At 71.7% G+C, this 23,691-nt stretch carries 16 protein-coding genes; 5 read left to right on the forward strand and 11 right to left on the reverse strand.

Translation table 11 applies throughout. The features are described 5' to 3' along the window. Positions 1–260: 260 nt before the first annotated feature. Positions 261–1,148, forward strand: coding sequence for an SAM-dependent methyltransferase (locus IE258_RS31520; protein WP_189749154.1), 888 nt, complete (start codon positions 261–263; stop codon positions 1,146–1,148). 170 nt (positions 1,149–1,318) lie between these two features. Continuing rightward, a complete protein-coding gene (locus IE258_RS31525; protein ID WP_189749155.1) occupies positions 1,319–1,939 on the forward strand; it encodes a hypothetical protein in 621 nt (206 codons plus the stop codon). Between the two features lie 13 nt (positions 1,940–1,952). Here the strand turns inward: IE258_RS31525 and ftsH are convergent, their stop codons facing one another. From ftsH to nsdA, 6 genes are all read right to left on the reverse strand, one after another. Further along, on the reverse strand, positions 1,953–3,899 hold the full coding sequence (gene ftsH / locus IE258_RS31530; RefSeq protein WP_189749156.1) for an ATP-dependent zinc metalloprotease FtsH: 1,947 nt from the start codon (positions 3,897–3,899) through the stop codon (positions 1,953–1,955). A gap of 118 nt (positions 3,900–4,017) precedes the next feature. After that, complete coding sequence (gene ffh / locus IE258_RS31535) at positions 4,018–5,568, reverse strand: signal recognition particle protein (RefSeq protein ID WP_189749157.1); 1,551 nt, start codon at positions 5,566–5,568, stop codon at positions 4,018–4,020. Positions 5,569–5,694: 126 nt separating this feature from the next. Continuing rightward, on the reverse strand, positions 5,695–8,163 hold the full coding sequence (locus IE258_RS31540; protein ID WP_189749158.1) for a [protein-PII] uridylyltransferase: 2,469 nt from the start codon (positions 8,161–8,163) through the stop codon (positions 5,695–5,697). A gap of 30 nt (positions 8,164–8,193) precedes the next feature. Next, a complete protein-coding gene (locus tag IE258_RS31545) occupies positions 8,194–8,532 on the reverse strand; it encodes a P-II family nitrogen regulator (protein ID WP_003973409.1) in 339 nt (112 codons plus the stop codon). Next, a complete protein-coding gene (locus tag IE258_RS31550) occupies positions 8,529–9,875 on the reverse strand; it encodes an ammonium transporter (RefSeq protein ID WP_189749159.1) in 1,347 nt (448 codons plus the stop codon). Before IE258_RS31550 ends, IE258_RS31545 begins: the two co-directional genes overlap by 4 nt. A 306-nt stretch (positions 9,876–10,181) precedes the next feature. Further along, entirely contained in the window at positions 10,182–11,684 is a 1,503-nt protein-coding gene (gene nsdA, locus IE258_RS31555; protein WP_189749160.1) for a transcriptional repressor NsdA, read from the reverse strand. A 445-nt stretch (positions 11,685–12,129) separates the two neighbouring features. On the opposite strand from nsdA, the gene IE258_RS31560 reads away from it, so the two are divergent. Beyond that, positions 12,130–12,801, forward strand: a complete 672-nt coding sequence (locus tag IE258_RS31560) for a bifunctional DNA primase/polymerase (protein ID WP_189749161.1) — start codon at positions 12,130–12,132, stop codon at positions 12,799–12,801. A gap of 129 nt (positions 12,802–12,930) precedes the next feature. Here IE258_RS31560 and ftsY read toward each other — a convergent pair whose 3' ends face one another. After that, entirely contained in the window at positions 12,931–14,139 is a 1,209-nt protein-coding gene (gene ftsY / locus IE258_RS31565; RefSeq protein WP_189749162.1) for a signal recognition particle-docking protein FtsY, read from the reverse strand. Positions 14,140–14,323: 184 nt separating this feature from the next. On the opposite strand from ftsY, the gene IE258_RS31570 reads away from it, so the two are divergent. Then, positions 14,324–15,787, forward strand: coding sequence for a cytosine permease (locus IE258_RS31570; protein ID WP_189749163.1), 1,464 nt, complete (start codon positions 14,324–14,326; stop codon positions 15,785–15,787). A gap of 125 nt (positions 15,788–15,912) precedes the next feature. Here IE258_RS31570 and IE258_RS31575 read toward each other — a convergent pair whose 3' ends face one another. From IE258_RS31575 to IE258_RS31590, 4 genes are all read right to left on the reverse strand, one after another. Then, positions 15,913–17,331: a sugar porter family MFS transporter gene (locus IE258_RS31575; protein ID WP_189749164.1), complete on the reverse strand. Its 1,419-nt coding sequence runs from the start codon at positions 17,329–17,331 to the stop codon at positions 15,913–15,915. A 203-nt stretch (positions 17,332–17,534) separates the two neighbouring features. Continuing rightward, the gene (smc, locus tag IE258_RS31580; protein WP_189749165.1) at positions 17,535–21,089 is read right to left on the reverse strand and encodes a chromosome segregation protein SMC; all 3,555 of its coding nucleotides are present in this window, start codon (positions 21,087–21,089) and stop codon (positions 17,535–17,537) included. Positions 21,090–21,341: 252 nt separating this feature from the next. Then, complete coding sequence (locus IE258_RS31585) at positions 21,342–21,554, reverse strand: hypothetical protein (protein WP_030188592.1); 213 nt, start codon at positions 21,552–21,554, stop codon at positions 21,342–21,344. A gap of 379 nt (positions 21,555–21,933) precedes the next feature. Further along, positions 21,934–22,215: an acylphosphatase gene (locus IE258_RS31590; RefSeq protein ID WP_052838393.1), complete on the reverse strand. Its 282-nt coding sequence runs from the start codon at positions 22,213–22,215 to the stop codon at positions 21,934–21,936. Between the two features lie 183 nt (positions 22,216–22,398). Here IE258_RS31590 and IE258_RS31595 point away from each other — a divergent pair, with 183 nt between their 5' ends. Further along, positions 22,399–23,607 carry a CAP domain-containing protein gene (locus tag IE258_RS31595; protein WP_189749205.1) on the forward strand — a complete coding sequence of 403 codons (1,209 nt, stop codon included), beginning with the start codon at positions 22,399–22,401 and terminating at the stop codon, positions 23,605–23,607. The last annotated feature ends 84 nt before the right edge of the window (positions 23,608–23,691 follow it).

Genomic DNA, 23,691 nt, shown 5'->3' on the forward strand with positions numbered 1-23,691 from the left:
GGTCATCGCCCGACGACACGATCCGGCCATCCGGGCCGGGTCGCGGGACGGGGCCGTGCCGGGTACCGCGCGGCCAGGTCCGTGTTGCCGGGAAGTGAAATCTCGCCACGGTGCCGGGGATCGGGCAAAGCGGGCCCCGCCACCACTGGACGCCACGGCGCGCCCGGAGTTACCTGGCATACGGGGGGAGTGCGAGCGCACTGCACGGGGGCCACGAAATCGGGCACGGCGGCAACACTCGGCGATTGGGGCACTTTCCTATGACACCTACGCTCGTGCGGCAGCACTCATCTCACGCGAGGGCGACGCCCCACGTGGACCTGCGGGCACGCGCGCGTGACTGGTCCGAGATACAGGAGCGGATGCTCGTACCGCTCCACGAGGCCGTCTACGAGCGACTGGACGTGGGCGGCGGCACCCGGATGCTGGGCCTGGGCTGCGGTTCCGGTCTCGCGCTGCTGATGGCCGCCTCGCGCGGTGCCGCGGTGACCGGGGTCGACTCGCGCTCTCCAGAGCTCCTGGACCTGGCCCGCCGACGCCTGCTGTCGGACACGGCCGAGGACCCCGGTGCGGGCCGCGCGGGCAGCACGCGCGTGCGTGCCGACGCGCCACGGATCGTCGAGGGCTCCCCCGAGGACGCGGCGGACCCCACGGCACCGGCGTTCACCCTGGTGACCGCCTTCGAGCCCACCGGGTGCCGCGCGGGCGACTCGGAGCAGCTCGGCGAGCTGCTCGCCCGGGCGACACCGCTCGCCGCGCGCGGTGCGGCCGTCGTGCTGGCCGGCTGGGGCCCGCCCGAGCGGTGCGCCACGACATCGGTGCTGCGGGTGGCCGCCAAGCTCACCGACCCGATGCGCGGTACGGGCGGCTGGCGCCCCGCCCTGCGCGACGACCTGGAGGAGGTCGCCCAGCGGGCCGGGCTCAGGCCGGACGGCTCGGGGCGGGTGGCGTGCCCGTTCGGCTACGCCGACACGGACAGCGCGGTGCGCGGGCTGCTGTCGACCGGACTGTTCGACGCGGCGGTCGCGGCGACCGACCGGGAGCAGGTCGACAAGGAGCTGACGGAGGCCCTGCACCCGCACCAGCGGCCGGACGGGACCGTGTGGATGCCGAACGTGTTCCGCTACCTGATCGCCCGGGTCCCGTAAGGATCGATTTCGATCGATGATGCGCGGCTCCTGATCGGCTCCTTTCGGTGCAGGTGTGAATGGTGTGAAGAAGCCGGGCCGGGGCTCCTGCGGTTTCCCCAGGTGGATCATGACCTCTACTCTGATCCACCGTTCGGGGGAACAGACACATCTGCATACAGGAGCCTGTAGTGCCGCACCGCAAGACCGCACTGTGCCTCGTCGCGCCCGTCGCCGTCCTCGCCCTGGCCCTCACCGCGTGCGGAGGCGAGGACGACGACACCGGCGCCGACGCGAAGGGCGAAGGGACCACCGAGTCCGCCGCGGCCTCGGTGGTCCCGTCGCCCTCACAGCCCGTCTCGGGCGGCGACATGGCGCAGGGCGAGAGCGCGACGGGCAAGGTGGCGGAGGACCCCGGCGAGGTCACCTACGACGTCGTGGCACAGAAGGTCGAGGTCGGCACCGAGGCGGAGGCCGCGAAGGCGGTGGCCGACGCCGCGGACGCCAAGGGCAAGGTGCTGGCCACCGCCCACATCAAATACACCCACAAGAGCGGGCCCGCCCTGACCGAGGGCTCCGACGTCCACGACGGCACCACGGTCTTCGCGGACGGGCAGCGCGGCGGCGTTCTCATCGGCGCCTCCGAGGACGCACCGGGCTGCGAGGACCCGTACGACGTCGAGAGCTGGAAGCAGGGCGAGAGCCACGTCTTCTGTGAGACCTACGTGATCCCCGCGGGCGCCACGAGCGTCGAGGTCCACTGGTCGGAGGAGGACGGCGAGCCCTACGTCTGGAAGTTCCCGCAGAAGTAGGGGCGCACGGCGCTCACGCCTCCGGGTCGTCCTTCGTCAGCCGGGTGATCCCGGCGATGCGGTACGCCTCCGCCTCGTCCAGCGTCTCGCTCGCCAGCAGCGACTCCGCCAGCGCGTCCAGTTGCCCCCGGTGGTCGCGCAGCTTGCGCACGGCCTCCTCGTAGCAGGAGTCCACGACCCGCCGCATCTCGCCGTCGATCGCGTCCAGCGTCTGCGGTGCCGCGGCGAGGCCGTACGCCTGCTGGGCGTCGCCGGGCAGGGCGGAGAGCCGGCCGACCCGCTCGCTCATGCCCCAGCGCGCGACCATGCCGCGGGCGATGTTGGTGACCTGTTCGAGGTCGCTCTCCGAACCGGTCGTGATCACGCCGTACACGACGTGCTCGGCCGCCATACCGCCGAGCGCGCCGATGATCCGCCCCCGCAGATACTCCTCCGTGTACGCGTACTTGTCCGCGTCCGGCGTCGACAGCGTCACCCCGAGCGCCCGGCCGCGCGGCACGATGGTGATCTTGCGGACCGGGTCGGCACCCGGCTGCAACATGCCCAGCAGGGCGTGACCGCTCTCGTGATAGGCGGTGCGCCGGCGCTCCTCCTCGGGCATCACCAGCGGGCGCTCGGCTCCCAGCTGGACCTTCTCCAGCGCCTCGGAGAGGTTCGCCTGCGTCACCCGCTCCTGCTTCCGCTTCACCGCGAGCAGCGCCGCCTCGTTGGCGAGGTTGGCCAGTTCGGCGCCGGTCATGCCGGGCGTCGTACGGGCGACCTGGGCGAGGTCGACGTCCGGGGCGAGCGGAATCTCACGGGTGTGAATCTCCAGGATCGCCTCCCGGCCACCGCGGTCCGGCGGCGAGACGCTGACCACCCGGTCGAAGCGCCCGGGGCGGGTCAGGGCGGCGTCCAGGATGTCGGCGCGGTTGGTGGCGGCGATGACGATCACGCCCTCCGAGCCGGAGAAGCCGTCCATCTCGGTGAGGATCTGGTTCAGGGTCTGCTCACGCTCGTCGTGCCCGCCCATGCCGGAGCCGCCGCCCCGGGCCCGGCCGATGGTGTCGATCTCGTCGATGAAGATGATCGACGGCGCCACCTTGCGGGCCTCCGCGAACAGCTCCCGCACCCGCGAGGCGCCCACGCCCACGATCATCTCGATGAACTCGGACGCCGACGCGGAGAAGAAGGGCACCCCCGCCTCGCCCGCCACCGCGCGCGCGAGCAGCGTCTTCCCGGTGCCGGGCGGGCCGGTCAGCAGCACGCCGCGAGGCATCTTGGCGCCCATGCGGCGATAGGCTTCCGGGTTCTTCAGGAAGTCGACGACGTCACTCAGCTCGCCCTCCACCTCGTCGATCCCGGCGACGTCGGCGAAGGTGGTGCGCGGCTTGCCGGCCTCCAGCTCGACCGGCTTGGGCGGCGCCTTGCGGCCCAGCATCCCGCCCGCCCCACCACCCAGCGCGCCCCGCATGCGCCGCGCGATGAGGATCCACAACACCACCAGGATCAGCATCGGGGCCAGCGCGATCAGCAGGTTGGCCAGGAAGCTGCGGTGCTGCACGACGGGCTCGGCGGTGACCGTGACCTTGTTCTTCGTCAGGTCGGCCCAGAGCTGGTCGTCCGCGAAGGTCGGCCGCTCGGTGGTGAACTTGGTGTACGTCCCGTCGCCCTCGGGATTGTCCCGGGCCTTCTTCAGCTGCCCCTGGATCGCGTCGCCCTTGGCGTAGATCTTGCTGACGTTGCCCTCGTCGACCTGTTTGCTGAACTCCGTGTAGGAGATGGTCGGCTCGTCGCCCTCGTTGAAGAAGGAGAGCACGAGGTTGGCGATGAGGTAGACGATCAGCGCGGCCAGGATCAGGTTCCACCAGCCGCCGCGCATCCTCCTGCCGCCGGACGGAGGCTTGGGCGGCTCGTCCGGCGTGCCCTCGGTCCGCCAAGGCGGCTCCGGTGCCTTGCGTGGCGGGGACGGATTGGTCATATCCGGACGCTACGACAGGAAAGCCGCGCGGGCATGTGGGTGTACCGGATGCACGACGCCGGGGCGCCCCCTGCGACAGGAGGCGCCCCGGCGACGCATATGCCCGGACGGGCGGCGGTCAGCCCATGAACTTCTTGAACTCGTCCGGCAGCTCGAAGTCCTGCCCGCCCTGCTGCGGCAGCCCGAGGGCACCCCCGCCCTGCGCGGCGGCGGCCCGGCGGGCGGCCTCCTCCTGCTCCTGCTGCTTGCGCTTCATCGGGTTGCCCGAGCGCTGCTTGCCCTTGGCCTTCTTCTGCTGCTTCTTCTGCCGCCCGGGGCCACCACCCATGCCGGGCATCCCCGGCATACCGGGCATGCCGCCGCCCTGAGCCATGCGGGACATCATCTTGCGGGCCTCGAAGAACCGCTCCACCAGCGACTTGACCGCGCTCACGTCGACACCGGAACCCTTGGCGATACGGGCCCGGCGCGAGCCGTTGATGATCGTCGGCTCCTGGCGCTCGGCCGGGGTCATCGACTTGATGATGGCGGCCGTACGGTCGACGTCGCGCTCGTCGAGGTTGTTGATCTGGTCCTTCATCTGGCCCATGCCGGGCAGCATGCCGAGCAGCTTGGAGATGGAGCCCATCTTGCGGACCTGCTCCATCTGGGCCAGGAAGTCGTCCAGGGTGAAGTCCTGGCCCTTCTTGGACGCCAGCTTGGAGGCCATCTTCTCGGCCTCTTCCTGGCTGAACGTCTTCTCCGCCTGCTCGATCAGGGTGAGCAGGTCACCCATGTCGAGGATGCGGGAGGCCATCCGGTCAGGGTGGAAGGCGTCGAAGTCCTCCAGCTTCTCGCCGTTCGACGCGAACATGATCGGCTTGCCGGTCACCGAGGCGATCGACAGGGCCGCACCACCGCGGGCGTCGCCGTCGAGCTTGGAGAGCACCACGCCGTCGAAGCCGACGCCGTCACGGAAGGCCTCGGCTGTGTTGACCGCGTCCTGACCGATCATCGCGTCGACGACGAAGAGGATCTCGTCGGGGCTGACCGCGTCGCGGATGTCCGCGGCCTGCTGCATCAGCTCCTGGTCGATGCCCAGGCGGCCGGCGGTGTCGACGATGACCAGGTCGTGGACCTTGACCTTGGCGAACTCGATGGAGTCCTTGGCGACCTTGACCGGGTCGCCCACGCCGTTGCCCGGCTCGGGGGCGTAGACCGCGACACCGGCGCGCTCGGCGACGACGCTCAGCTGGTTGACGGCGTTGGGGCGCTGGAGGTCGCAGGCCACGAGCAGCGGGGAGTGGCCCTGCTCCTTGAGCCAGCGGCCCAGCTTGCCCGCGAGGGTGGTCTTACCGGCACCCTGCAGACCGGCCAGCATGATCACGGTCGGCGGCTGCTTGGCGAAGCGCAGGCGGCGGGTCTCGCCGCCGAGGATGCCGACCAGCTCCTCGTTGACGATCTTGAGGACCTGCTGGGCCGGGTTCAGCGCCTTGGAGACCTCGGCGCCCAGGGAGCGCTCCTTGACCTTCTTGATGAAGGCACGCACGACGGGCAGCGCCACGTCGGCCTCGAGGAGCGCGATGCGGATCTCGCGGGCCGTGGCGTCGATGTCCGCCTCGGACAGCCGTCCCTTGCCCCGGAGGGATTTGAAGGTGGCTGACAGGCGGTCGGAGAGAGTATCGAACACGGCGGCGTAGGTCCTCGCGTCGGCGTTGGTGTGGGTCGCCCTCCAGGGTATCCGGCCCGGCAAGCAAATCGTCCCTGCCCGCCGCAGAGAGCGGACAGCCCGCTGCACGCGTCACGCGTCACGGGGTCACCCCCGCAGCGACTCCTCCAGCTCGCGCGCCACGGACGCCGCGTCCTCCCTCGGCAGCGGCACCCCCTCGCTCCGCGTCACATAGAACGCGTCCACCGCGTTCGCCCCCAGCGTCGACACGTGCGCGCTCCGCACCCGCACGCCCGCCGCCTCCAGCGCTCGCCCGAGCCGGAACAGCAGCCCCGGCGCGTCCTGGGCGCGGACCTCGATCACCGTGGCCAGCCGGGACGCGGCCGGGGCCACGGTGACGCGGGGCGGGGGTGGCTCCACGCCCCGGCGCCGGGGGTGGGCGGCGTCCCGTTCGGCGAGCCGCCCGGCGATGTCCAGGGTGCCGTCCAGAGCCCTGACCAGGTCGGCACGGAGCCGGGCGGCCTGGGGCAGGGAGCCGTACTGGGCGGCGACCCGCCAGTCGAGGAGCAGGACGGAGCCGTCGACGCCGTCCGGCAGCGGGAGGGAGCGCAGCTCGGCGGTGCGGACGGTCAGCCGGTGCATGGCCAGCACCCCGGCGACCGCGGGGAGCACACCCGCCTGGTCGGGTACGGCGATCAGCAGCTCCACGCCGAGGGGCTCGGAACCGTCGGCCGGGGAGGGAGACGGTGCGGAATCGGCGGGCGGCTCCGTCTGGGCCCGCAGCGCCAGGACCGGACCGCCGGTGCGGAATGCCTCGACCGCGAGCCGTTCCTGCTCGGCGGTGGGCGCGGCGGCCGCGGGTTCGGCGGGCGGGTCCCCGGCGAGCACCCCGGCGACCCGTTTCACCAGGTCGGCGACGAGGGAGCCGCGCCAGGACGACCAGGCGGCCGGGCCGGTGGCCAGCGCGTCCGCCTCGGTCAGCGCGTGCAGCAGCTCCAGCGTGTGCTCGGTGCCGACCGCCGCCGCGACCGCGCGCACGGTGGCCGGGTCGTCCAGGTCGCGCCGGGTGGCGGTCTCCACCAGCAGGAGGTGGTGGCGTACGAGGGTGGCGAGGACGGCCGCGTCCGCGCGGTCGAAGCCGATGCGCGTGGCGACGTCCCGGGCGATGGTCTCGCCGGCCACGGAGTGGTCGCCGGGCCAGCCCTTGCCGATGTCGTGCAGCAGCGCGGCGATCAGCAGCAGGTCGGGTCGGTGCACCCGGCGGGTGAATTCGGCGGCGCGGACGGCGGTCTCGATCAGGTGCCGGTCGACGGTCCACAGGTGCACGGCGTTGCGCTGCGGGCGGCAGCGGACCCGCTCCCAGTCGGGCAGCAGCCGGGTGACCAGGCCCTCGGCCTCCAGTGCCTCCCAGACCTGCACCGTGGGGCGGCCGGAGCCCAGCAGGGTCACCAGTTGCTCCCGTGCCTCGGCGGGCCAGGGCGTGGGCAGGGGGCGCGCGGTGGCGGCCATGCGCCGTACGGCGTGCAGGGAGAGCGGGAGTCCGGCCTGCGCGGCGGCGGCCGCGGCACGCAGCGGGAGCACGGGATCGCGTTCGGGGCGTGCGGTGCGGGCGAGTACCACCTCGCCGTCCTGTTCCACGACGCCCTCGGCGAGCGGGGAGCGCTCGGCGACCGGTTTACCGCCGTTCCTTCCGCTCATCATGGCGCGCAGCCGCGGCCGCACGGACCGCGAGCGCAGTACGCGCCCCACTTCGCGCCAGGTGACGTCGCCCGCGTAGGAGATGACGCGGGCCGCCTCGTACACCTGCCGCAGCAGGGCGTCGGCGTCCAGCAGGCCCAGCTCGGCGGCCACCTGGTCCTGTTCCTGCAGGGCCAGCCGGTCGGTCGCGCGGCCCGTCGCCAGGTGGAGCGCGTCGCGTACGTCGAGCAGCCGGCGCCGGGCCTCGGCGAGTCCCTCGCGCGGGGCGTCGGCGAGCCAGGAGGCGGCGACGGCACGCAGGGCGGTGGCGTCGCGCAGGCCGCCCCGGGCCTCCTTGAGGTCGGGTTCCAGCAGGAACTGCAGCTCGCCCTGGCGTTCGGCGCGCTCGGCGCACAGGTCGCGGAGTTCGGGGAGGCGCTTGGGCGCCTGGTTGCGCCAGTCGGCGAGCACGGCGGTGCGCAGGGAGGCGGTCAGGCCGAGGTCTCCGGCCAGGTGGCGGGCGTCCAGGAGACCGAGGTGGACCTTCAGGTCCTCGCCCGCGGTCTTGCGGGCCTGCTGCGGGGTGCGTACGGAGTGGTCGAGGTCGAGGCCGAGGTCCCAGACCGGGTACCAGAGGCGGTCGGCGAGGGCGGCGACGGCCTTGTCGTCCCGGCCGTCGTGCAGCAGGAGCAGGTCCAGGTCGCTGCGCGGGGACAGCTCGCCGCGCCCGTAGCCGCCGACCGCGACGAGCGAGACCCCCGCCTGTCCCCCGGCGCCCGCGCCGAAGAGGCCCGCCAGCCAGTCGTCCGTCAGTTCGGCCAGCGCCCTGCGGCGCGGCGGCCCGGACCGCGCCCCCTCGGTGAGGAGGCGCAGCCGGGCCGCCGCGTAGCCGCCGGGTCCCGAGCCTTCTGCTTCTTCCGTCACGTCCGTACTGGTCACCCGGCGACTCCCGTTCGTCCGTCCGTCGTGTCAGAGCGCGTCGGGTCCGCGCTCGCCGGTCCTGACCCGTACGGCCGTGTCGACCGGGACCGCCCAGACCTTGCCGTCGCCGATCTTGCCGGTGCGGGCCGCCTTGACCACCACGTCGATCAGCTGCTCGGCGTCGTCGTCCTCGACCAGGACCTCGATGCGGATCTTGGGCACCAGGTCGACGGTGTACTCGGCACCCCGGTAGACCTCGGTGTGTCCGCGCTGGCGGCCGTAGCCGCTGGCCTCGGTGACGGTCAGGCCGTGGACCCCGAAGGCCTGGAGGGCCTCCTTGATCTCGTCGAGCCGGTGCGGCTTGACGACGGCGGTGATGAGCTTCATGCGTCCACCTTCTTGCTCGGGCCCGACGCTGCCGCGGAAGCGGCCGGCGCGGCGGTCGTCCGGGCGGCACCGCCACCGGCGCCGCTGAAGTCGTATGCGGTCTCGGCGTGCTCGGCCTGGTCGATGCCGGCCACCTCGACGTCCTCCGATACCCGCATGCCGATCGTCTTGTCCAGCAGGAAGGCGAGGACCGCGGAGACGACCAGGGAGTAGGCGAGGACCCCGAAGACGCCCGCGCACTGCTTCCAGAACTGGTCGAGGCCGCCGCCGTAGAAGAGGCCCTGGACGTCGGACTGGCCCTTGCCGCTGGCGAAGAAGCCGATGAGCAGCGAGCCGAGGATGCCGCCGACGAGGTGGACGCCGACCACGTCGAGGGAGTCGTCGTAGCCGAACTTGTACTTCAGGCCGACGGCCATGGCGCACACGACTCCGGCGATGAGCCCGACGGCGATCGCGCCCAGCGGGGAGACCGCGCCGCCCGCCGGGGTGATGGCGACCAGGCCGGAGACGGCGCCGGAGGCAGCGCCCAGGGTGGTGAAGGCGCCGTGCCGGATCTTCTCGTAGGCGAGCCAGCCGAGGACGGCGGCGCCGGTGGCGACCTGGGTGTTGACGAACATCAGCGCGCCGACGCCGTCGTCGTTGCCGAGCCACGAACCGGCGTTGAAGCCGAACCAGCCGAACCAGAGCAGGCCGGCGCCGAGCATGACCAGCGGGAGGCTGTGCGGGCGCATCGGGTCCTTCTTGAAGCCGACCCGCTTGCCGATGACGAGGATCACGCCGAGCGCGGCGGCACCGGCGTTGATGTGCACGGCCGTCCCGCCGGCGAAGTCGATCACGCCCAGCTCGAAGGCCCAGCCGCCCGCGCCCCACACCCAGTGGGCGACGGGGAAGTAGACGATCGTGACCCACAGGGCGATGAACAGCGCCCAGGCCGTGAACTTCACCCGGTCCGCGAGGGCACCGCTGATCAGGGCCGGGGTGAGCACGGCGAACATCAGCTGGAAGACCAGGAACACGAAGACGGGGATGGTGTAGCCGTCCCACAGCTCGGTCAGGCCGATGTTGCTCAGGCCCACCCAGTCGGAGTTCCAGCCGACGATGCTTCCGGAGTCGGTGCCGAACGCCATGGAGAAGCCGTAGAGCACCCACAGGACGGTGACGATGCCGAGGCTGATGAAGCTCATCATCAGCATGTTCAGGGTGCTCTTGACGCGGACCATGCCTCCGTAGAAGAAGGCCAGGGCCGGCGTCATGAGCATCACCAGGGCGGAGCAGATGAGCATGAAGCCTGTGTTGGCGGCAGAGAGCTCCGTCTCTGCGGCGAGCGTGATGGCTGGAGCCATCGGCGTCTCCTCGTCGTTGGTACGGCCCCGTGCGGGCGAAGCCTGGCGGGCGGGGGAGGGGTGGGCCGGTTATGCGCCATGAGATTGGCGCAGCGCGGTTTCGGTGGAAGCCCCTCGTTGTTTCGCCGCCGTGACGAAGGCGCGGTGCGTGTTACGCGTGGGTGAACGGCAGGGGGCGGTCGTCGTGGTGACCGAGCCGTCCGGCCCGGTACACAAGCCGGCCGCGGCGGCCTCCGAATGACCTGGCATGGGGGAGCCGAGTCGGGCAGTTCGGGAGGGCCGGCCGCGGCCGGGGCTGGTGGGGGTTCAGACCGCTTCGGCGGTCTCCGGCAGTTCGACGGCGAGCCGCTGGGTGAGGTCGACGACTTCACCGAGGTCGCCGAAATCGCGTACGGCCGTGTCGACGGTCTTGCGGATGCGGGTGTTGACGCGTTCGGAGCGGACCTTCTTGGCGATGCCCATGGCTTCCATGGCCAGGACGGTGCTCTCCTCCGGCTCGCGGCGCAGCAGGTGGACGGTGGCCATGCCGATCAGGTTCAGCGCGTAGGAACGCTGGTGCTCCTCGTCCTTGGCGAACAGCTCCACGGCCTTGCGCATCAGGGGGTCGGCGAGGGAGGCGTAGGCGGGGCTGCGGCCGGCGACGTAGGCGAGGTCGCGGAAGGAGTGGCTGTTCTCCCCGTACAGCTCGGCCTCGGAGAAGAAGCGGATCCAGTCGGGGTCCGGCTCGTCCCACTCGTCGGCCTCGGCGAAGATGTCCTCCGCCATGCGCACCGCGCGCTTGGTGCGGCCGGGCTGGCCCATGTTGGCGTAGGCGCGGGCCTCCATCGCGTACAGCATCGACTGGGTGCGGGGGCTGGCGCAGTCCCGGCTGCCGTACTGCGCGAGGTGGATCAGCTCCAGGGCGTCGTCGGGCCGGCCGAGGTGGATCATCTGGCGGCTCATGCTGGAGAGGATGTACGAGCCGAGCGGCCGGTCCCCCGCCTCCTTGGCTGCGTGCAGGGCGAGCACGAAGTACTTCTGGGCGGTGGGCTGGAGCCCCACGTCGTACGACATCCAGCCGGCCAGCTCGGCCAGCTCGGCGGCGACCTTGAAGAGCTTGGCTCGGGTGGTCTCGGTCTGGGGTTCCTGGAGCAGGTCGGTGACCTCGTGCAGCTGGCCGACCACGGCCTTGCGGCGCAGACCGCCGCCGCACTGGGCGTCCCAGCGGCGGAACATCACGGCCGTGGACTCCAGCAGGTCGAGCTCCGGCCTGGACAGGCGGCCGCGCGCGCGGCCGGCGGGTGCCGCGGGCTCGGGTCCGGCCTCCGGCGGGGTGGCGGAGGGCGTGGGGACGAGCCAGCGCTGCATGGGTTCGATGAGGGACGGGCCCGCGGAGAGGGCCAGCGAGCTCCCGAGGAAGCCGCGCCGCGCCAGCATGAGGTCGCTGCGCGAGAACTCGCTGAGCAGGGCCACGGTCTGCGGGCCCGTCCAGGGGAGGTCGACGCCGGTGGCGGAGGGCGTGGGGCGGGTGGAACGCAGACCCAGGTCCTCGACGGAGACGACGACGCCGAAACGCTCGGAGAACAGCTCGGACAGGATTCGCGGGATCGGTTCGCGCGGGTTCTCCCCGTCGAGCCAGCGGCGCACGCGTGAGGTGTCGGTGGAGATGTGGCCGGCGCCCAGCTGGCGGGCCCGGCGGTTGACCTGGCGGGCCAGCTCGCCCTTCGACCAGCCGCTGCGGGCGAACCAGGAGGTGAGCAGCTCGTTCGGGCGCTTGTCAGCATGCGACGCGCTCGCCGCGCCCGTACCGCTTCCGCCGTTGCCACTCACTGGAACGCCCCCATCCCTGAGACCACCTGTCGCCGAGTGCGCCAAGCCCTATCAGAATGCCGGTGGCCCGGGCCCTCCGTCCGGTGGTTGGCACCCTTCGAACGGAGAGCCGGGTTGCCTCCGGCATACCCACGAGTGCATGTGCCCCAAGGCTCCATGCACACAAAGTAGTCCTACGATCACTCGTCCAGCCATGGCGATTGCGGAATCGCCACCATTCGCCACCCCTTCGAATGAACTCGCGGTGGCCGGGACGCGATTCACTTGACATAGGCCAACCGGGAGTCGGTGCAACGGTGCACACCGGGGCGTGCGCCGTCGGACGCACCACCGGGCGTGCTTCGGGACGCTGGATGAATCGCGTCGGACTGGGGAGTTGGAAGCAGAGAGTCACGTTTCACGTCCGCTGCGTAACCGCCGCTGCGTCGGACCCGTTGGAGGGGGCATGGGCTTCACGATCGGCATCGGCAGCAGTCGGGGCATGCGCGAGATCCGGTCCGGCGCTCGCCGCCGCGGCCGCGCCTCGGAGTGCACCGTCGTGGCCGAGTACACCGGCCTCTGGGGCTGGGACGTGGTCCCGGGCGCCCGGACCGCCCACGGCGCCTGCTCGTGCGGCCTGCCCGACTGTCCGGCGCCGGGTGCGCACCCCTTGGACTTCGCACCCCGGGTGCCCGCCGGGGCGACCCTGGACGAGGCGAGCGAGGCATGGGGCCGGTTCCCCGGCGCGGCGGTGATGCTGGCGGTCGGGCGGACCTTCGACGTGATCGAGGTGGCCGAGTCCGCCGGGCAGCGGGCACTGGCCCGGCTGGAGCGCATGGGCCTCCCGCTCGGCCCGGTCGCGGCCACCCCGCAGGGCCGCGCCCACTTCTTCGTCGCCCCGGGCGCCGCCGCCCAGCTGCCCCGGCTGCTGTACCGGATGGGCTGGGACGATCCGTCGGCCCTCGACCTCGCAGGTCTCGGCCCCGGTACGTACGTCACGGCCCCGCCCTCCGACCGCGGCGGCCGGGGCCCGGTGCGCTGGCTGCGGCCCCCGGCCCTCGACTCGGCCACGAAGCCCCCGGCGGCACGACTGCTGCTGGGCACCCTGGCATACGTGGCCCACCGGTCGCGGAGGTAACCACCCGCCCGGCACGCCGGCGCCCGTACGCCCGGCCCGCCGTACGCCTGTACGCCGAAGCGCCCGTCTCCCGGTTCGGGAGGCGGGCGCTTCTCGCCCGGGTGCGGCGCGGGGCGCCGGCGGGTGGCGTCACTCGCCGATGAGGGCATCCACGAAGGCCGCCGGTTCGAACGGCGCCAGGTCGTCCGCGCCCTCGCCGAGCCCGATCAGCTTGACCGGCACACCCAGCTCGCGCTGGACGGCGACCACGATGCCGCCCTTGGCCGTGCCGTCCAGCTTGGTGAGCACGATGCCGGTGATGTTGACGACCTCGGCGAAGACGCGGGCCTGGATCAGACCGTTCTGGCCGGTGGTGGCGTCGAGCACGAGCAGCACCTCGTCCAGCGGCGCGTGCTTCTCCACGACGCGCTTGACCTTGCCCAGCTCGTCCATCAGACCGGTCTTGGTGTGCAGGCGGCCGGCGGTGTCGATGAGCACGACGTCCGAGCCCATCTCCTTGCCCTCCTTGACCGCGTCGAAGGCGACGGAGGCGGGGTCGCCGCCCTCGGGTCCGCGCACGGTGTGGGCGCCGACCCGCTCGCCCCAGGTCTGCAGCTGGTCCGCGGCGGCGGCGCGGAAGGTGTCGGCGGCGCCGAGGACGACGCTGCGGCCGTCCGCCACCAGGACGCGGGCGAGCTTGCCGGTGGTGGTGGTCTTGCCGGTGCCGTTCACCCCGACGACCATCACGATGCCGGGCTTGCTCGTGGCGGGCTCGGTCTTGACCTCGCGGTCCATGTCGGGGCCGACGAGGGTGATCAGCTCCTCGCGCAGCAGGGTGCGCAGCTCCTCGGGCGTGCGGGTGCCGAGGACCCTCACCCGCTCGCGGAGCCGCTCCACCAGCTCCTGGGTGGGCTGCACGCCGACGTCGGCGGTGAGCAGCGTGTCCTCGATCTCCTCCCAGGTGTCCTCGTCGAGGTGCTCCCGGGACAGCAGGGTCAGCAGACCCTTGCCGAGGGCGTTCTGCGAGCGGGAGAGGCGGGCACGGAGCCGGACCAGTCGGCCGGCGGTGGGCTCGGGAACCTCGATCTGCGGGATCTCGAGCTCTTCGACGACGGGCGGCTCCTCGACGGTGGCGGTGCCGCCGTCCGGGAGGTCGACCTCCTCTATCGTCCGGCGCGTTTCGTCGCGCGGCGTCTCGGCCTCGTCGCCGACGTGCGGCTCGGCCGGAGGGGCGGTGATGTCGGGCGCGGCGGGGGGCGGCTCGGGCAGCTGCTTCTTGCGGCGGCTGCCGACGACCAGCCCGCCGAGCGCGCCGATCACGACCACGGCGATGACTACAGCAAGGATGACGATTTCCATAACGGGACCAGTATGCGTGACCCCCGGTACGGCCCCCTGCTATCGGTCGCTTGTGGTTTCCACCAAAGGACAAAGGCCCCTGGAGGGAACGAGTGGGAGCAAAGTACGATGGAGGAGGCCGCGTCAACGCGCGTAGAGTCCCGACCGCCCCCTCTTCCCCACGATCGAGGCACGGACCCCCCACATGAGCAAATCCGCCGAGAACGAAGGCGCCCTGGAAACCCGCGGCATCGAGCAGGTGCCCGACCACGAGCGCACCGCCCGGACCCGCGAGCTGTTCCCTACCTGGGTCGGCGCCAACATCAGCGTGCTGCTGCTCACGATGGGCGCGAGCCTCGTCGTGGCGTACCGGCTCAACTTCTGGCAGGCCCTGGTCGTCGCGGCGGCGGCGCCCGTCGTGTCGTACGGCCTGGTGGGCCTGATCGGCATCGCCGGCAAGCGGGGCGGCGCTCCCGGGATGGCGCTGTCCCGTGCCGTGTTCGGGCAGCGGGGCAATCTGCTGCCGGGTTCGCTGATCTGGGTGGCCCGCTGGGGCTGGGAGACGATCAACGCGGTGACCGGTGCCTATGCGCTGCTCACCGTGCTGGACATCGTCTTCGGCATACGCGCCAACAGCGTCCTGGACATGGTGACGCTGCTCGCCTTCGTCGTGGCGACGTTCGCGATCTCGGGGCTCGGCATCAACGCCGTGCAGAAGTGCAACAAGTACGCGGCGTACCTCTTCGGCGCCTTCTCGGTGCTGGTCCTCGGCTACCTGGTGGTCGACACCGACTGGTCCGCGGTGTTCGACCGGTCCGCCGGTTCGGTGGCCGCGATGATCACGGGTGTGGGTCTGATCGCGGCGGGCGGCGTCAGCTGGATCCCGTCCGCGCCGGACTTCACCCGGTACCTGCCGCGCACGGCCTCCTCGAAGGGGATCGTCGGGGTCACGGTCGGCGGCGCGGGCATCGTCGTCCTGCCGATGGTGCTGATGGGCGCGGTCATGGCGGTCTCCACGCCGGATCTGGCCTCGGCCGCCGACCCGGTCTCCTTCCTGGGCGAGATCCTGCCGACCTGGATCGCGGTGCCGTACCTGCTGATCGCGCTGATCGGCATGCTGCTGATCAACTCGATGTCGATGTACTCGGCAGGGTTCACCGCGCAGACCCTGGGCTTCAAGGTCCCGCGGCACTGGGCGGTCTCGGTCAACGCCGTGATCTCGCTGGTCTTCGGCGGCGTGCTGATGCTGGTGGCGACCAGCTTCATGGGGTCCTTCATCGCCTTCCTGTCGCTGCTCGCGGTCGCCTTCTCCGCCTGGGTCGGCGTGTTCGGCGCGGACATGCTGCGCGGCCGGGAGTACGACGGCGAGGCCCTGGCCGACACCGGGCGCACCAGCGCCTACTGGTACCGCGGCGGCTTCTCCCCCGCCGCCGTGGCGGCCTGGGCGGTGGGTCTGGCCGCCGGTCTGATGTTCACCACGTCCGACTGGTTCACCGGCCCGCTGGCCACGAACAACTTCGTCGGCGAGTACGGACTGGGCTGGGTGGCCACGATCGTGATCTCCGCCCTGCTGTACGCGGTGCTGCCGAAGCCGGCGCCGATCGTCCCGGCTGCGCGCGCGGAGCGGGCCGAGCAGCCCGAGGCCGAGACCGAGACCGTGACCGTCTGACGTAGGCCGAACGGGTCCCGGCACACCGCCGCCCCGCCCGGAGGGTGACCGGGCGGGGCGGCGGACGGTACGGGGAGAGGGGCAGCGGGGACTTGGCCCTCCTCCCCGGGTTCGGGGCGGGCGGGTCAGCCCATCTCCTCCAACGCCTTGCCCTTCGTCTCCTTCACGAACTTCAGCACGAAGGGGATGGAGAGGGCGGCGAAGATCGTGTAGATCACGTAGGTGCCGGAGAGGTTCCAGTCGGCCAGCGACGGGAAGCTCGCGGTGATGGCCCAGTTGGCGATCCACTGCGCGGAGGCGGCCACACCCAGGGCGGCGGCGCGGATCCGGTTGGGGAACATCTCGCCGAGGAAGACCCAGACGACCACACCCCACGACAGGGCGAAGAAGAGCACGAAGACGTGGGCGGCGATCAGGGCGACCCAGCCCTGGGTGGCCGGGAGCTTGCCGTCGACCAGGTCGAAGGAGAAGGCCCATGCCTCCAGTGCCAGTCCGATCACCATGCCGACGGAGCCGATCAGGGCGAGCGGCTTGCGGCCGACGCGGTCCACGAAGATCATCGCGATCACGGTGCCGATGATGTTGATGATCGACGTCGTGAACGAGTAGAAGAAGGAGTCCGTCGGGTCGACGCCGACCGACTGCCACAGCGTCGAGGAGTAGTAGAACGCGACGTTGATGCCGACGAACTGCTGGAAGACCGACAGGCCGATGCCGATCCAGACGATCGGCTTGAAGAAGAAGCTGCCGCCGAGGAGGTCCTTGAAGGAGGACTTCTCCTCGCTGTGCATGGCGTGCTCGATCTCGGTGACGCGGGCGTCGAAGTCCACGTCCTTGCCCTCGACCTCTTCGAGGATCTTCTTGGCGCGCTCGCGCTTGCCGACGGAGATCAGGAAGCGGGGGGACTCTGGGATGGCGAAGGACAGCAGGCCGTACAGGACGGCCGGGATCACCATGACGCCGAGCATGACCTGCCAGGCCTCCAGGCCCATCAGCTCGCCGCGCTGGTCGCCGCCGGCGGCGTTCAGCAGGCCCCAGTTGACCAGCTGGGAGACGGCGATGCCGATGACGATCGCGGCCTGCTGGAAGGAGCCGAGCCGGCCGCGGTAGGCGGGCGGGGACACCTCGGCGATGTAGGCGGGGCCGATCACCGAGGCCATGCCGATGGCGAAGCCGCCGATGACGCGCCACATGGCGAGGTCCCACAGCGCGAAGGGCAGTGCGGAGCCGACGGCGCTGATGGTGAAGAGGACCGCCGCGATCTGCATGCAGCGGATCCGGCCGATGCGGTCGGCGATGCGGCCCGCGGTCGCGGCACCGATGGCGCAGCCGATCAGCGCGACGGCGATGACCTGGGCCAGCACCGCGGAGCCGACGTCGTAGCGGTCCCGGATCGCCTCGACGGCGCCGTTGATCACGGAACTGTCGTAGCCGAACAGGAAGCCGCCCATCGCGGCCGCCGCCGCGATGAAGATGACGTGCCCGAGATGATCGGGGTGAGCCGTCCTGGCTCCTGAACTGGGTGCCTGCGATGTGCTGGACACGTGTACTCCTCGGGCTACCGGCAACGCTGCCGGGGCGGTTCTCTCTTCGAGGTACCGATGAAGGGACCTGAAGGTAAAAGCAACGTTGCAGAGACTATGCCTTCAAGTTTCGAAGTCAATAGGACGACAGCTGTGAGTTTTGGGATGCTGAAGACGTGCGGAGCGGGGACAGAACGTTCAAGAGTTGAAGTTAAGGGTTCGAGCTAGCGCAGCCGCTGGCTGATGACCTTCGACACACCGTCGCCCTGCATCGACACGCCGTACAGCGCGTCGGCGACCTCCATCGTGCGCTTCTGGTGCGTGATGACGATCAGCTGCGATGCCTCCTGCAGCTCCTGCATGATCCGGATCAGCCGCTGCAGGTTGGTGTCGTCGAGCGCCGCCTCGACCTCGTCCATCACGTAGAACGGACTCGGCCGGGCCTTGAAGATCGACACCAGCATCGCCACCGCGGTCAGCGAGCGCTCCCCGCCGGAGAGCAGCGAGAGCCGCTTGACCTTCTTGCCCGGAGGCCGGGCCTCGACGTCCACGCCGGTGGTGAGCATGTTGTCGGGGTCGGTCAGAATCAGCCGTCCCTCACCGCCCGGGAACAGTCTGCTGAAGACGCCCTCGAACTCCCGGGCGGTGTCCCGGAACGCCTCGGTGAAGACCTGCTCGACGCGCTCGTCGACCTCCTTGACGACCTGGAGCAGGTCGGCGCGGGTCTTCTTCAGGTCCTCCAGCTGCTCGCTGAGGAACTGGTGCCGCTCCTCCAGCGCCGCGAACTCCTCCAGGGCCAGCGGGTTGACCTTGCCGAGCTGCTGATAGGCGCGTTCCGCCGCCTTCAGCCGCTTCTCCTGCTCGGAGCGCACGAAGGGCCGGGGCCGGTTGCGCGGGTGCTCGGGATCCTCCGGGAGTTCCTCGCCCTCGGCGGGGGGCGAGGGCGGCACCTCTTGATGGGGGCCGTACTCGGCCGCGAGCCCCGCCGGTTCCACACCGAGTTCCTCCAGCGCCTTGGTCTCCAGCTGCTCGATGCGCAGCCGCTTCTCGGCGCCGAGTACCTCGCCCCGGTGAACTGAATCCGTCAACTTGTCCAGCTCCGCCTTGAGGTCGCGCCCGGCGGTGCGCGCGGCGGTCAGTTCCTGCTCGCGCCTGGCCTTGGCCGCCTCGGCGAGGGTGCGCTCCTCGTCGGCGCGGGTGAGTGAGACCTCGACGTGGGCGAGCAGCTGCCGGGCGCCGGCGGCGACCGCCTCGGCGACGGCCGCCTCGTGCCGCAGCCTGGCCCGCCGCTGCTCGGCACGCGCGCGTGCCTCGCGTTCGGCGCGGGCGGCCCGGTCCAGGGAGTCGGCCCGCCCGGCGAGTCCCTTGACCCTCTCCTCGTGGGTACGGACCTGGAGGCGGGCCTCCATCTCGGTCTGGCGTGCGTTGGCACCGTCGGCGGCGAGCCGGTCACGGGCGGCGGTGTCGGGCTCCTCCTCGACCGGCATTTCCTCCGCAACGGCCAGCCGCTCCGCCAGTTCCTCGACCTCCATGAGCGCCTTGTCCAGCGCCTCCTGCGCCCGGGCGGCAGCAGCGGCGGACCGTTCCGCCTCCCCGGCGGCGCCCCGCGCCTGTCCCGCGAGCCGGCCCAGCTGCTGGGCGACGGACGACTTCTCCCGGTCGGCGGCCCGGCGCCGCTCCCCCAGCTCCTCGACGAGCGCGGCACACTCCCCGCGCCGTGCGACGGACGCCTCCTGTGCGGCGGCCAGTTCCTCGCACCGCACGCCCAGCTCCGCCAGCTCGGCGGCGGCCTGGTCCACGGATGCCTGCACCTCGAGGAGGCTGGGCGCGCCGGCGGACCCGCCCTGCGCGAAGTGGGCGCCGAGCAGGTCGCCCTCGGCGGTGACGGCGGTCAGCCCGGGGCGGGCGTAGACCAGGTCCTCGGCGTCCTCCAGGGTGGCGACGACGACGATCCCGCGCAGCAGCCGCCGTACGGCGGGCATCAGGTCGGCAGGTCCGCGGACCAGGTCGGCGGCGTACGGCGGTCCGTCGCCGCGCGTGTCGTGCGGTACGTCGTCGGGGGCTCCGGCGAGCAGCAGTGAGGCCCGGCCGGCGTCCTGCTTGCGCAGCAGGCGGATGGCGTCCGCGGCGGCCGCCGGGGAGGTCACCGCGAGGGCGTCGGCGGCGGCGCCGAAGGCGGTGGCCAGGGCCGCCTCGTGGCCCGGCGTCACGGTGAGGAGTCCGGCGGCGGGGCCGAGCAGGCCGGTGAGCCGGTCCTTGGCGGCGAGCAGCGCTCCGGTGCCGTCCTTGCGGCGCAGCCCCAGGGCGAGGGCCTCGTGCCGGGCCTGTGTGGCGGCGCGCTCGCGTTCCGCCGCGGTGGCCGCCTCGCGGGCGGCACTCAGCTCGGCCTCGGCCTCGGTCAGTGCGTGCCTGGCCGCGTCGTGCCGCTCGGCGAGTTCCTGGTCGTCGGCGTCGAGTCCGTCGACCTCGGCCTGGAGGGTTTCGTACTCCTCCTGGGCGGCGGTGGCCCGCTCCCGCGACGCGTCGCGGGCTTCGGTCAGGCGTTCGATCTCGGCCTGGGCGGAGGCGGCACGGGACCGGGCGGCGCCGACCTGGCCGCTGAGCCGGGCCAGGCCCTCGCGGCGGTCTGCGATGGCGCGGGCGGCGTCCTTGAGACGGCGCTCCTCCACGGCCAGTTCGCGTTCGAGGTCGGCGCGGTGGGCGACCGTGTCCTCCAGGGCGTGTTCGGCCGCCTCCAGGGCCGCTTCCAGTTCGGCCTCCTGCTCCCGGACGCGGGCGGCCTCGCGCTCCAGTTCCTCCGGGTCGCGGCCCCGGCGCTCCTCGGGCGGCGCGGAGGTGGCGCTCTTCACGCGCGCGTCGGCCAGCGAGATCGTGCCGCGCACACGTTCGGCGAGCTGGGACAGCTCGTACCAGGTCTGCTGGGCGCGCTGGAGGCGCGGGGTGAGCCGGCGCACCTCGTCCTCCAGGTCGGCCTCGCGGCGCAGCGCCCGGCCCAGCTCCTGCTCGGCGGTCTCCTTGCGCTCCTTGAGGGCGGCCTCGTCGGCGATCTCGGCCTGCAGCGCCTCGCGCATCCGCACCAGGTCGTCGGCGAGGAGCCGGAGCCGGGCGTCCCGGAGGTCGGCCTGGATGACGGCGGCCCTGCGGGCGACGGCGGCCTGGCGTCCCAGGGGCTTGAGCTGGCGCCGCAACTCGTCCGTCAGATCCTGCACGCGCGCGAGGTTGGCCTGCATCGCGTCCAGTTTCCTGAGCGCCTTCTCCTTGCGCTTGCGGTGCTTGAGGACGCCGGCGGCCTCCTCGATGAAGGCCCGGCGCCCCATCGGGTCGGCGTGCAGGACGGAGTCGAGCTGTCCCTGGCCGACGATGACGTGCATCTCGCGGCCGATGCCGGAGTCGGAGAGGAGTTCCTGGATGTCGAGGAGGCGGCAGGTGTCGCCGTTGATCTGGTACTCGCTGCCGCCGTTGCGGAACATGATCCGCGTGATGGTGACCTCGGCGTACTCGATGGGCAGGGCGCCGTCGGAGTTGTCGATGGTCAGCGACACCTCGGCCCGGCCGAGCGGCGGGCGGCCGGTGGTGCCGGCGAAGATGACGTCCTCCATCTTGCCGCCGCGCAGCGACTTGGCGCCCTGTTCGCCCATGACCCAGCTGAGCGCGTCGACGACGTTGGACTTGCCCGAGCCGTTGGGGCCGACGACACAGGTGATGCCCGGCTCGAACCGGAGCGTGGTCGCCGAGGCGAACGACTTGAACCCGCGGAGGGTCAGGGCCTTCAGGTGCACGCCGCCGGACTCTACCTCTCGGGTCTGTCTCACTCCACGAACCGGTGAACCGGCGCGGTTTCACCGGTGAACGTGCAGGGCACATCAGACGTTGAAGAGGGTGAAAGGTTGCGCGGGGACGGACACACGGCGGGCGGGACGGGGGCGGGAAAGAAAGAAGGGACGCCGAGGCGTCCCTTGCAGACTCTGACACCTGAGCGGTTGTACGGGCGGGCCCGACCACTGTTGTGCCGTGATGGAGCGATGCAGTGATCAGGTGAGCGCAGGCTCCGCCTGGTGTGCGTCAACGCTCTCCATGCTCTCCATGATCCTGTCGTGAGAAGCGGCAGCCGCCAGCGCGTCTTTCTCCGCCTGGATTCGTCCGAGCTCGGATTCCAGGTCCTGGACGCGCTGCTGGAGCCGTCGCATCTCGGCGAGGAGTCGCGGGTCGGAGCCGCCGACGTAACCGAGAAGCGCCTTTGCCATGATGGATGGTCCTCCACAATGAGTGACCGACCGAAGCGGTGTGGGTCGTGAGGGAATCGCACCCGCGGTGCTTGGCACTTTGGAGTTTTTACTGCCGTTCAACCATGCCAAACAGCTAAGGTGCGCGGGGCTTTCAGCGTCTCACCAAAAAGTTTGACGGTCAACACGATCACGCCCCGTATTGGCGGGCACCCGGGGGCATGCGGCCGGGAAACGGCGACGCTGCGACTCCTGCGGGCCCCTCGGGGCGTGGCGATCATTCTGGGTGCGGAGCCTGCCACGAGCGGCCGCCCTTGGCAACCACCTGCCCGTTTTCACCCGGGCCACCCCTGCGGGGAGGGTCGTTCGCGACGCCCGCGAAGCCTCGCGCGGAGGATCGTCAGCGGATGGCGAAGCCGTCGTAGCCCCCGCGGGGTGTGTCCCAGATCTCGGTGACTCCGTCCACGCGTCCGGGCGTGTCGTCACCGCGCAGCCATGCGAGCAGACCCTCGCAGCGTTCGCGCGGGCCCTCCGCGACGACCTGGACGCGACCGTCGCCCAAATTGAGAGCAAAACCACTCATCCCGCCGAGTTCCAGCGCCCTGGCCCGCGTGAACCAGCGGAAACCCACGCCCTGGACCTGTCCGCGCACCCACGCGACCAGCCGTACATCCTCGCTCATGACTGCAACCTAACCAGTCAATGTCCCGCGCGACACTTCACGCCCAGGCGCCATGCGGTACCGTCCCGACCCAATGAATCCCACATGAAACTCACTCGATCGTGTGAGTTCCGTGTTGATCTTGAGCACATGTCGACCGCAGGGCACGCCCCGCGCGAGGACGAGGACGAGGAAGGCCAGGACATGGGACGCCACCGACGCTCCGCCGCCGGCCGCGCCGCCACGGGCCGCGCCGCGGAAGCCCATCAGCCGGACGGGACGCCGGGACGGCGCCGCGATCCGCTCGCCCCGGACGCGGACGCGGACGCGACCCCCACGATGGGCATCGCCCCTTATCTGAACCCCGAGGCCTACGCCGAGGTCCGCGCCAAGAGCGACGCCTACCTCTTCGCCGACGATCCGGACGGCGAGGGCCCGCAGGCCGGCCGCACCGTCGCCTTCCCCAGTGACGGATACACGCCCGACGGCGGCTCGGCGACCGGCGGCGGGCGTCGGCGCCGGCGGAAGAAGGCGGCCACTCCGGTCCGCACCGGTCTGCTCGGCGTGTCCGCCGCGGTCGCCATCGGCACGGTGGCGGTGGCCACGGGCGCGGTGCCGGGCCTCGACAACTACCGGATCGGCGGCGGCAGCGGCGGGGGCGACCGGGTGCACGCCCAGGACACCCCGACGAACAGCCCGTCCCAGCAGGGCGGCACCTCGGGCAGCGCGGACACCGGCCGTGGCGACGACGCCGCCACGAGCCGCGGCACCGACCGCTCCTCCGCCGCCGGCTCCTCGCCCTCCCGGTCCTCCCAGTCCCCTTCGAAGGACGAAGCCGCCAAGGACTCCCCGTCCTCCTCGCCGTCCTCGGCCTCCCCGTCCGCCTCGGCACCGGCCTCGAAGCCGGCCGCCCCGGCCGGGACACCGTCGAAGACCAAGAAGCCGAAGACGACGCCGAGCGCCAAGCCGAAGCCCACGCCCTCGCGCCCGGCCGCCGAGCCCGCGAAGCCCAGCGCCCCCGCCGCCGTCTCCGAGCAGGCCGTCGCCCAGGCACAGGTGCTCAAGCTGGTCAACGACGAGCGTGCCAAGGTGGGCTGCAGCCCGGTGGCCGCGAACAGCGCCCTGCGCGAACTGGCCGAGGACTTCAGCGAGGCCATGGCGACCCAGGGCTTCTTCGACCACACCGACCCCGGCGGCGCGACCCCCTGGGACCGGGCGGCGGCAGCGGGCATATCCGGTCTCGGGGGCGAGAACATAGCCCGCGGCCAGGCCGACGCCCAAGCCGTGATGGACGCCTGGATGAACAGCCCCGACCACCGCGCCAACATCCTGAACTGCGACTTCAAGACCCTGGGAGTCGGCGTCCACTTCGGCTCCGGCGGCCCCTGGTGGACACAGGACTTCGGCTACTGAGGGGATCGACGGCCGGTCCTGGGCGGCACGGTCGCCCCTTGAGCGAGCGGCCCCGGGACGATGTCGCCCGGCGCTGCTCCCCGC

Origin of the sequence: Streptomyces tendae, from assembly GCF_014650435.1 — a bacterium.
Lineage (GTDB): Bacteria > Actinomycetota > Actinomycetes > Streptomycetales > Streptomycetaceae > Streptomyces > Streptomyces tendae.

Coding starts and splice junctions, on each gene's coding strand:
- IE258_RS31520 (WP_189749154.1), top strand. CDS start 261: ATGACACCTACGCTCGTGCGGCAGCACTCATCTCACGCGAGGGCGACG.
- ftsH (WP_189749156.1), bottom strand. CDS start 3,899: ATGACCAATCCGTCCCCGCCACGCAAGGCACCGGAGCCGCCTTGGCGG.
- IE258_RS31545 (WP_003973409.1), bottom strand. CDS start 8,532: ATGAAGCTCATCACCGCCGTCGTCAAGCCGCACCGGCTCGACGAGATC.
- IE258_RS31550 (WP_189749159.1), bottom strand. CDS start 9,875: ATGGCTCCAGCCATCACGCTCGCCGCAGAGACGGAGCTCTCTGCCGCC.
- IE258_RS31560 (WP_189749161.1), top strand. CDS start 12,130: ATGGGCTTCACGATCGGCATCGGCAGCAGTCGGGGCATGCGCGAGATC.
- ftsY (WP_189749162.1), bottom strand. CDS start 14,139: ATGGAAATCGTCATCCTTGCTGTAGTCATCGCCGTGGTCGTGATCGGC.
- IE258_RS31570 (WP_189749163.1), top strand. CDS start 14,324: ATGAGCAAATCCGCCGAGAACGAAGGCGCCCTGGAAACCCGCGGCATC.
- IE258_RS31585 (WP_030188592.1), bottom strand. CDS start 21,554: ATGGCAAAGGCGCTTCTCGGTTACGTCGGCGGCTCCGACCCGCGACTC.
- IE258_RS31590 (WP_052838393.1), bottom strand. CDS start 22,215: ATGAGCGAGGATGTACGGCTGGTCGCGTGGGTGCGCGGACAGGTCCAG.
- IE258_RS31595 (WP_189749205.1), top strand. CDS start 22,399: ATGGGACGCCACCGACGCTCCGCCGCCGGCCGCGCCGCCACGGGCCGC.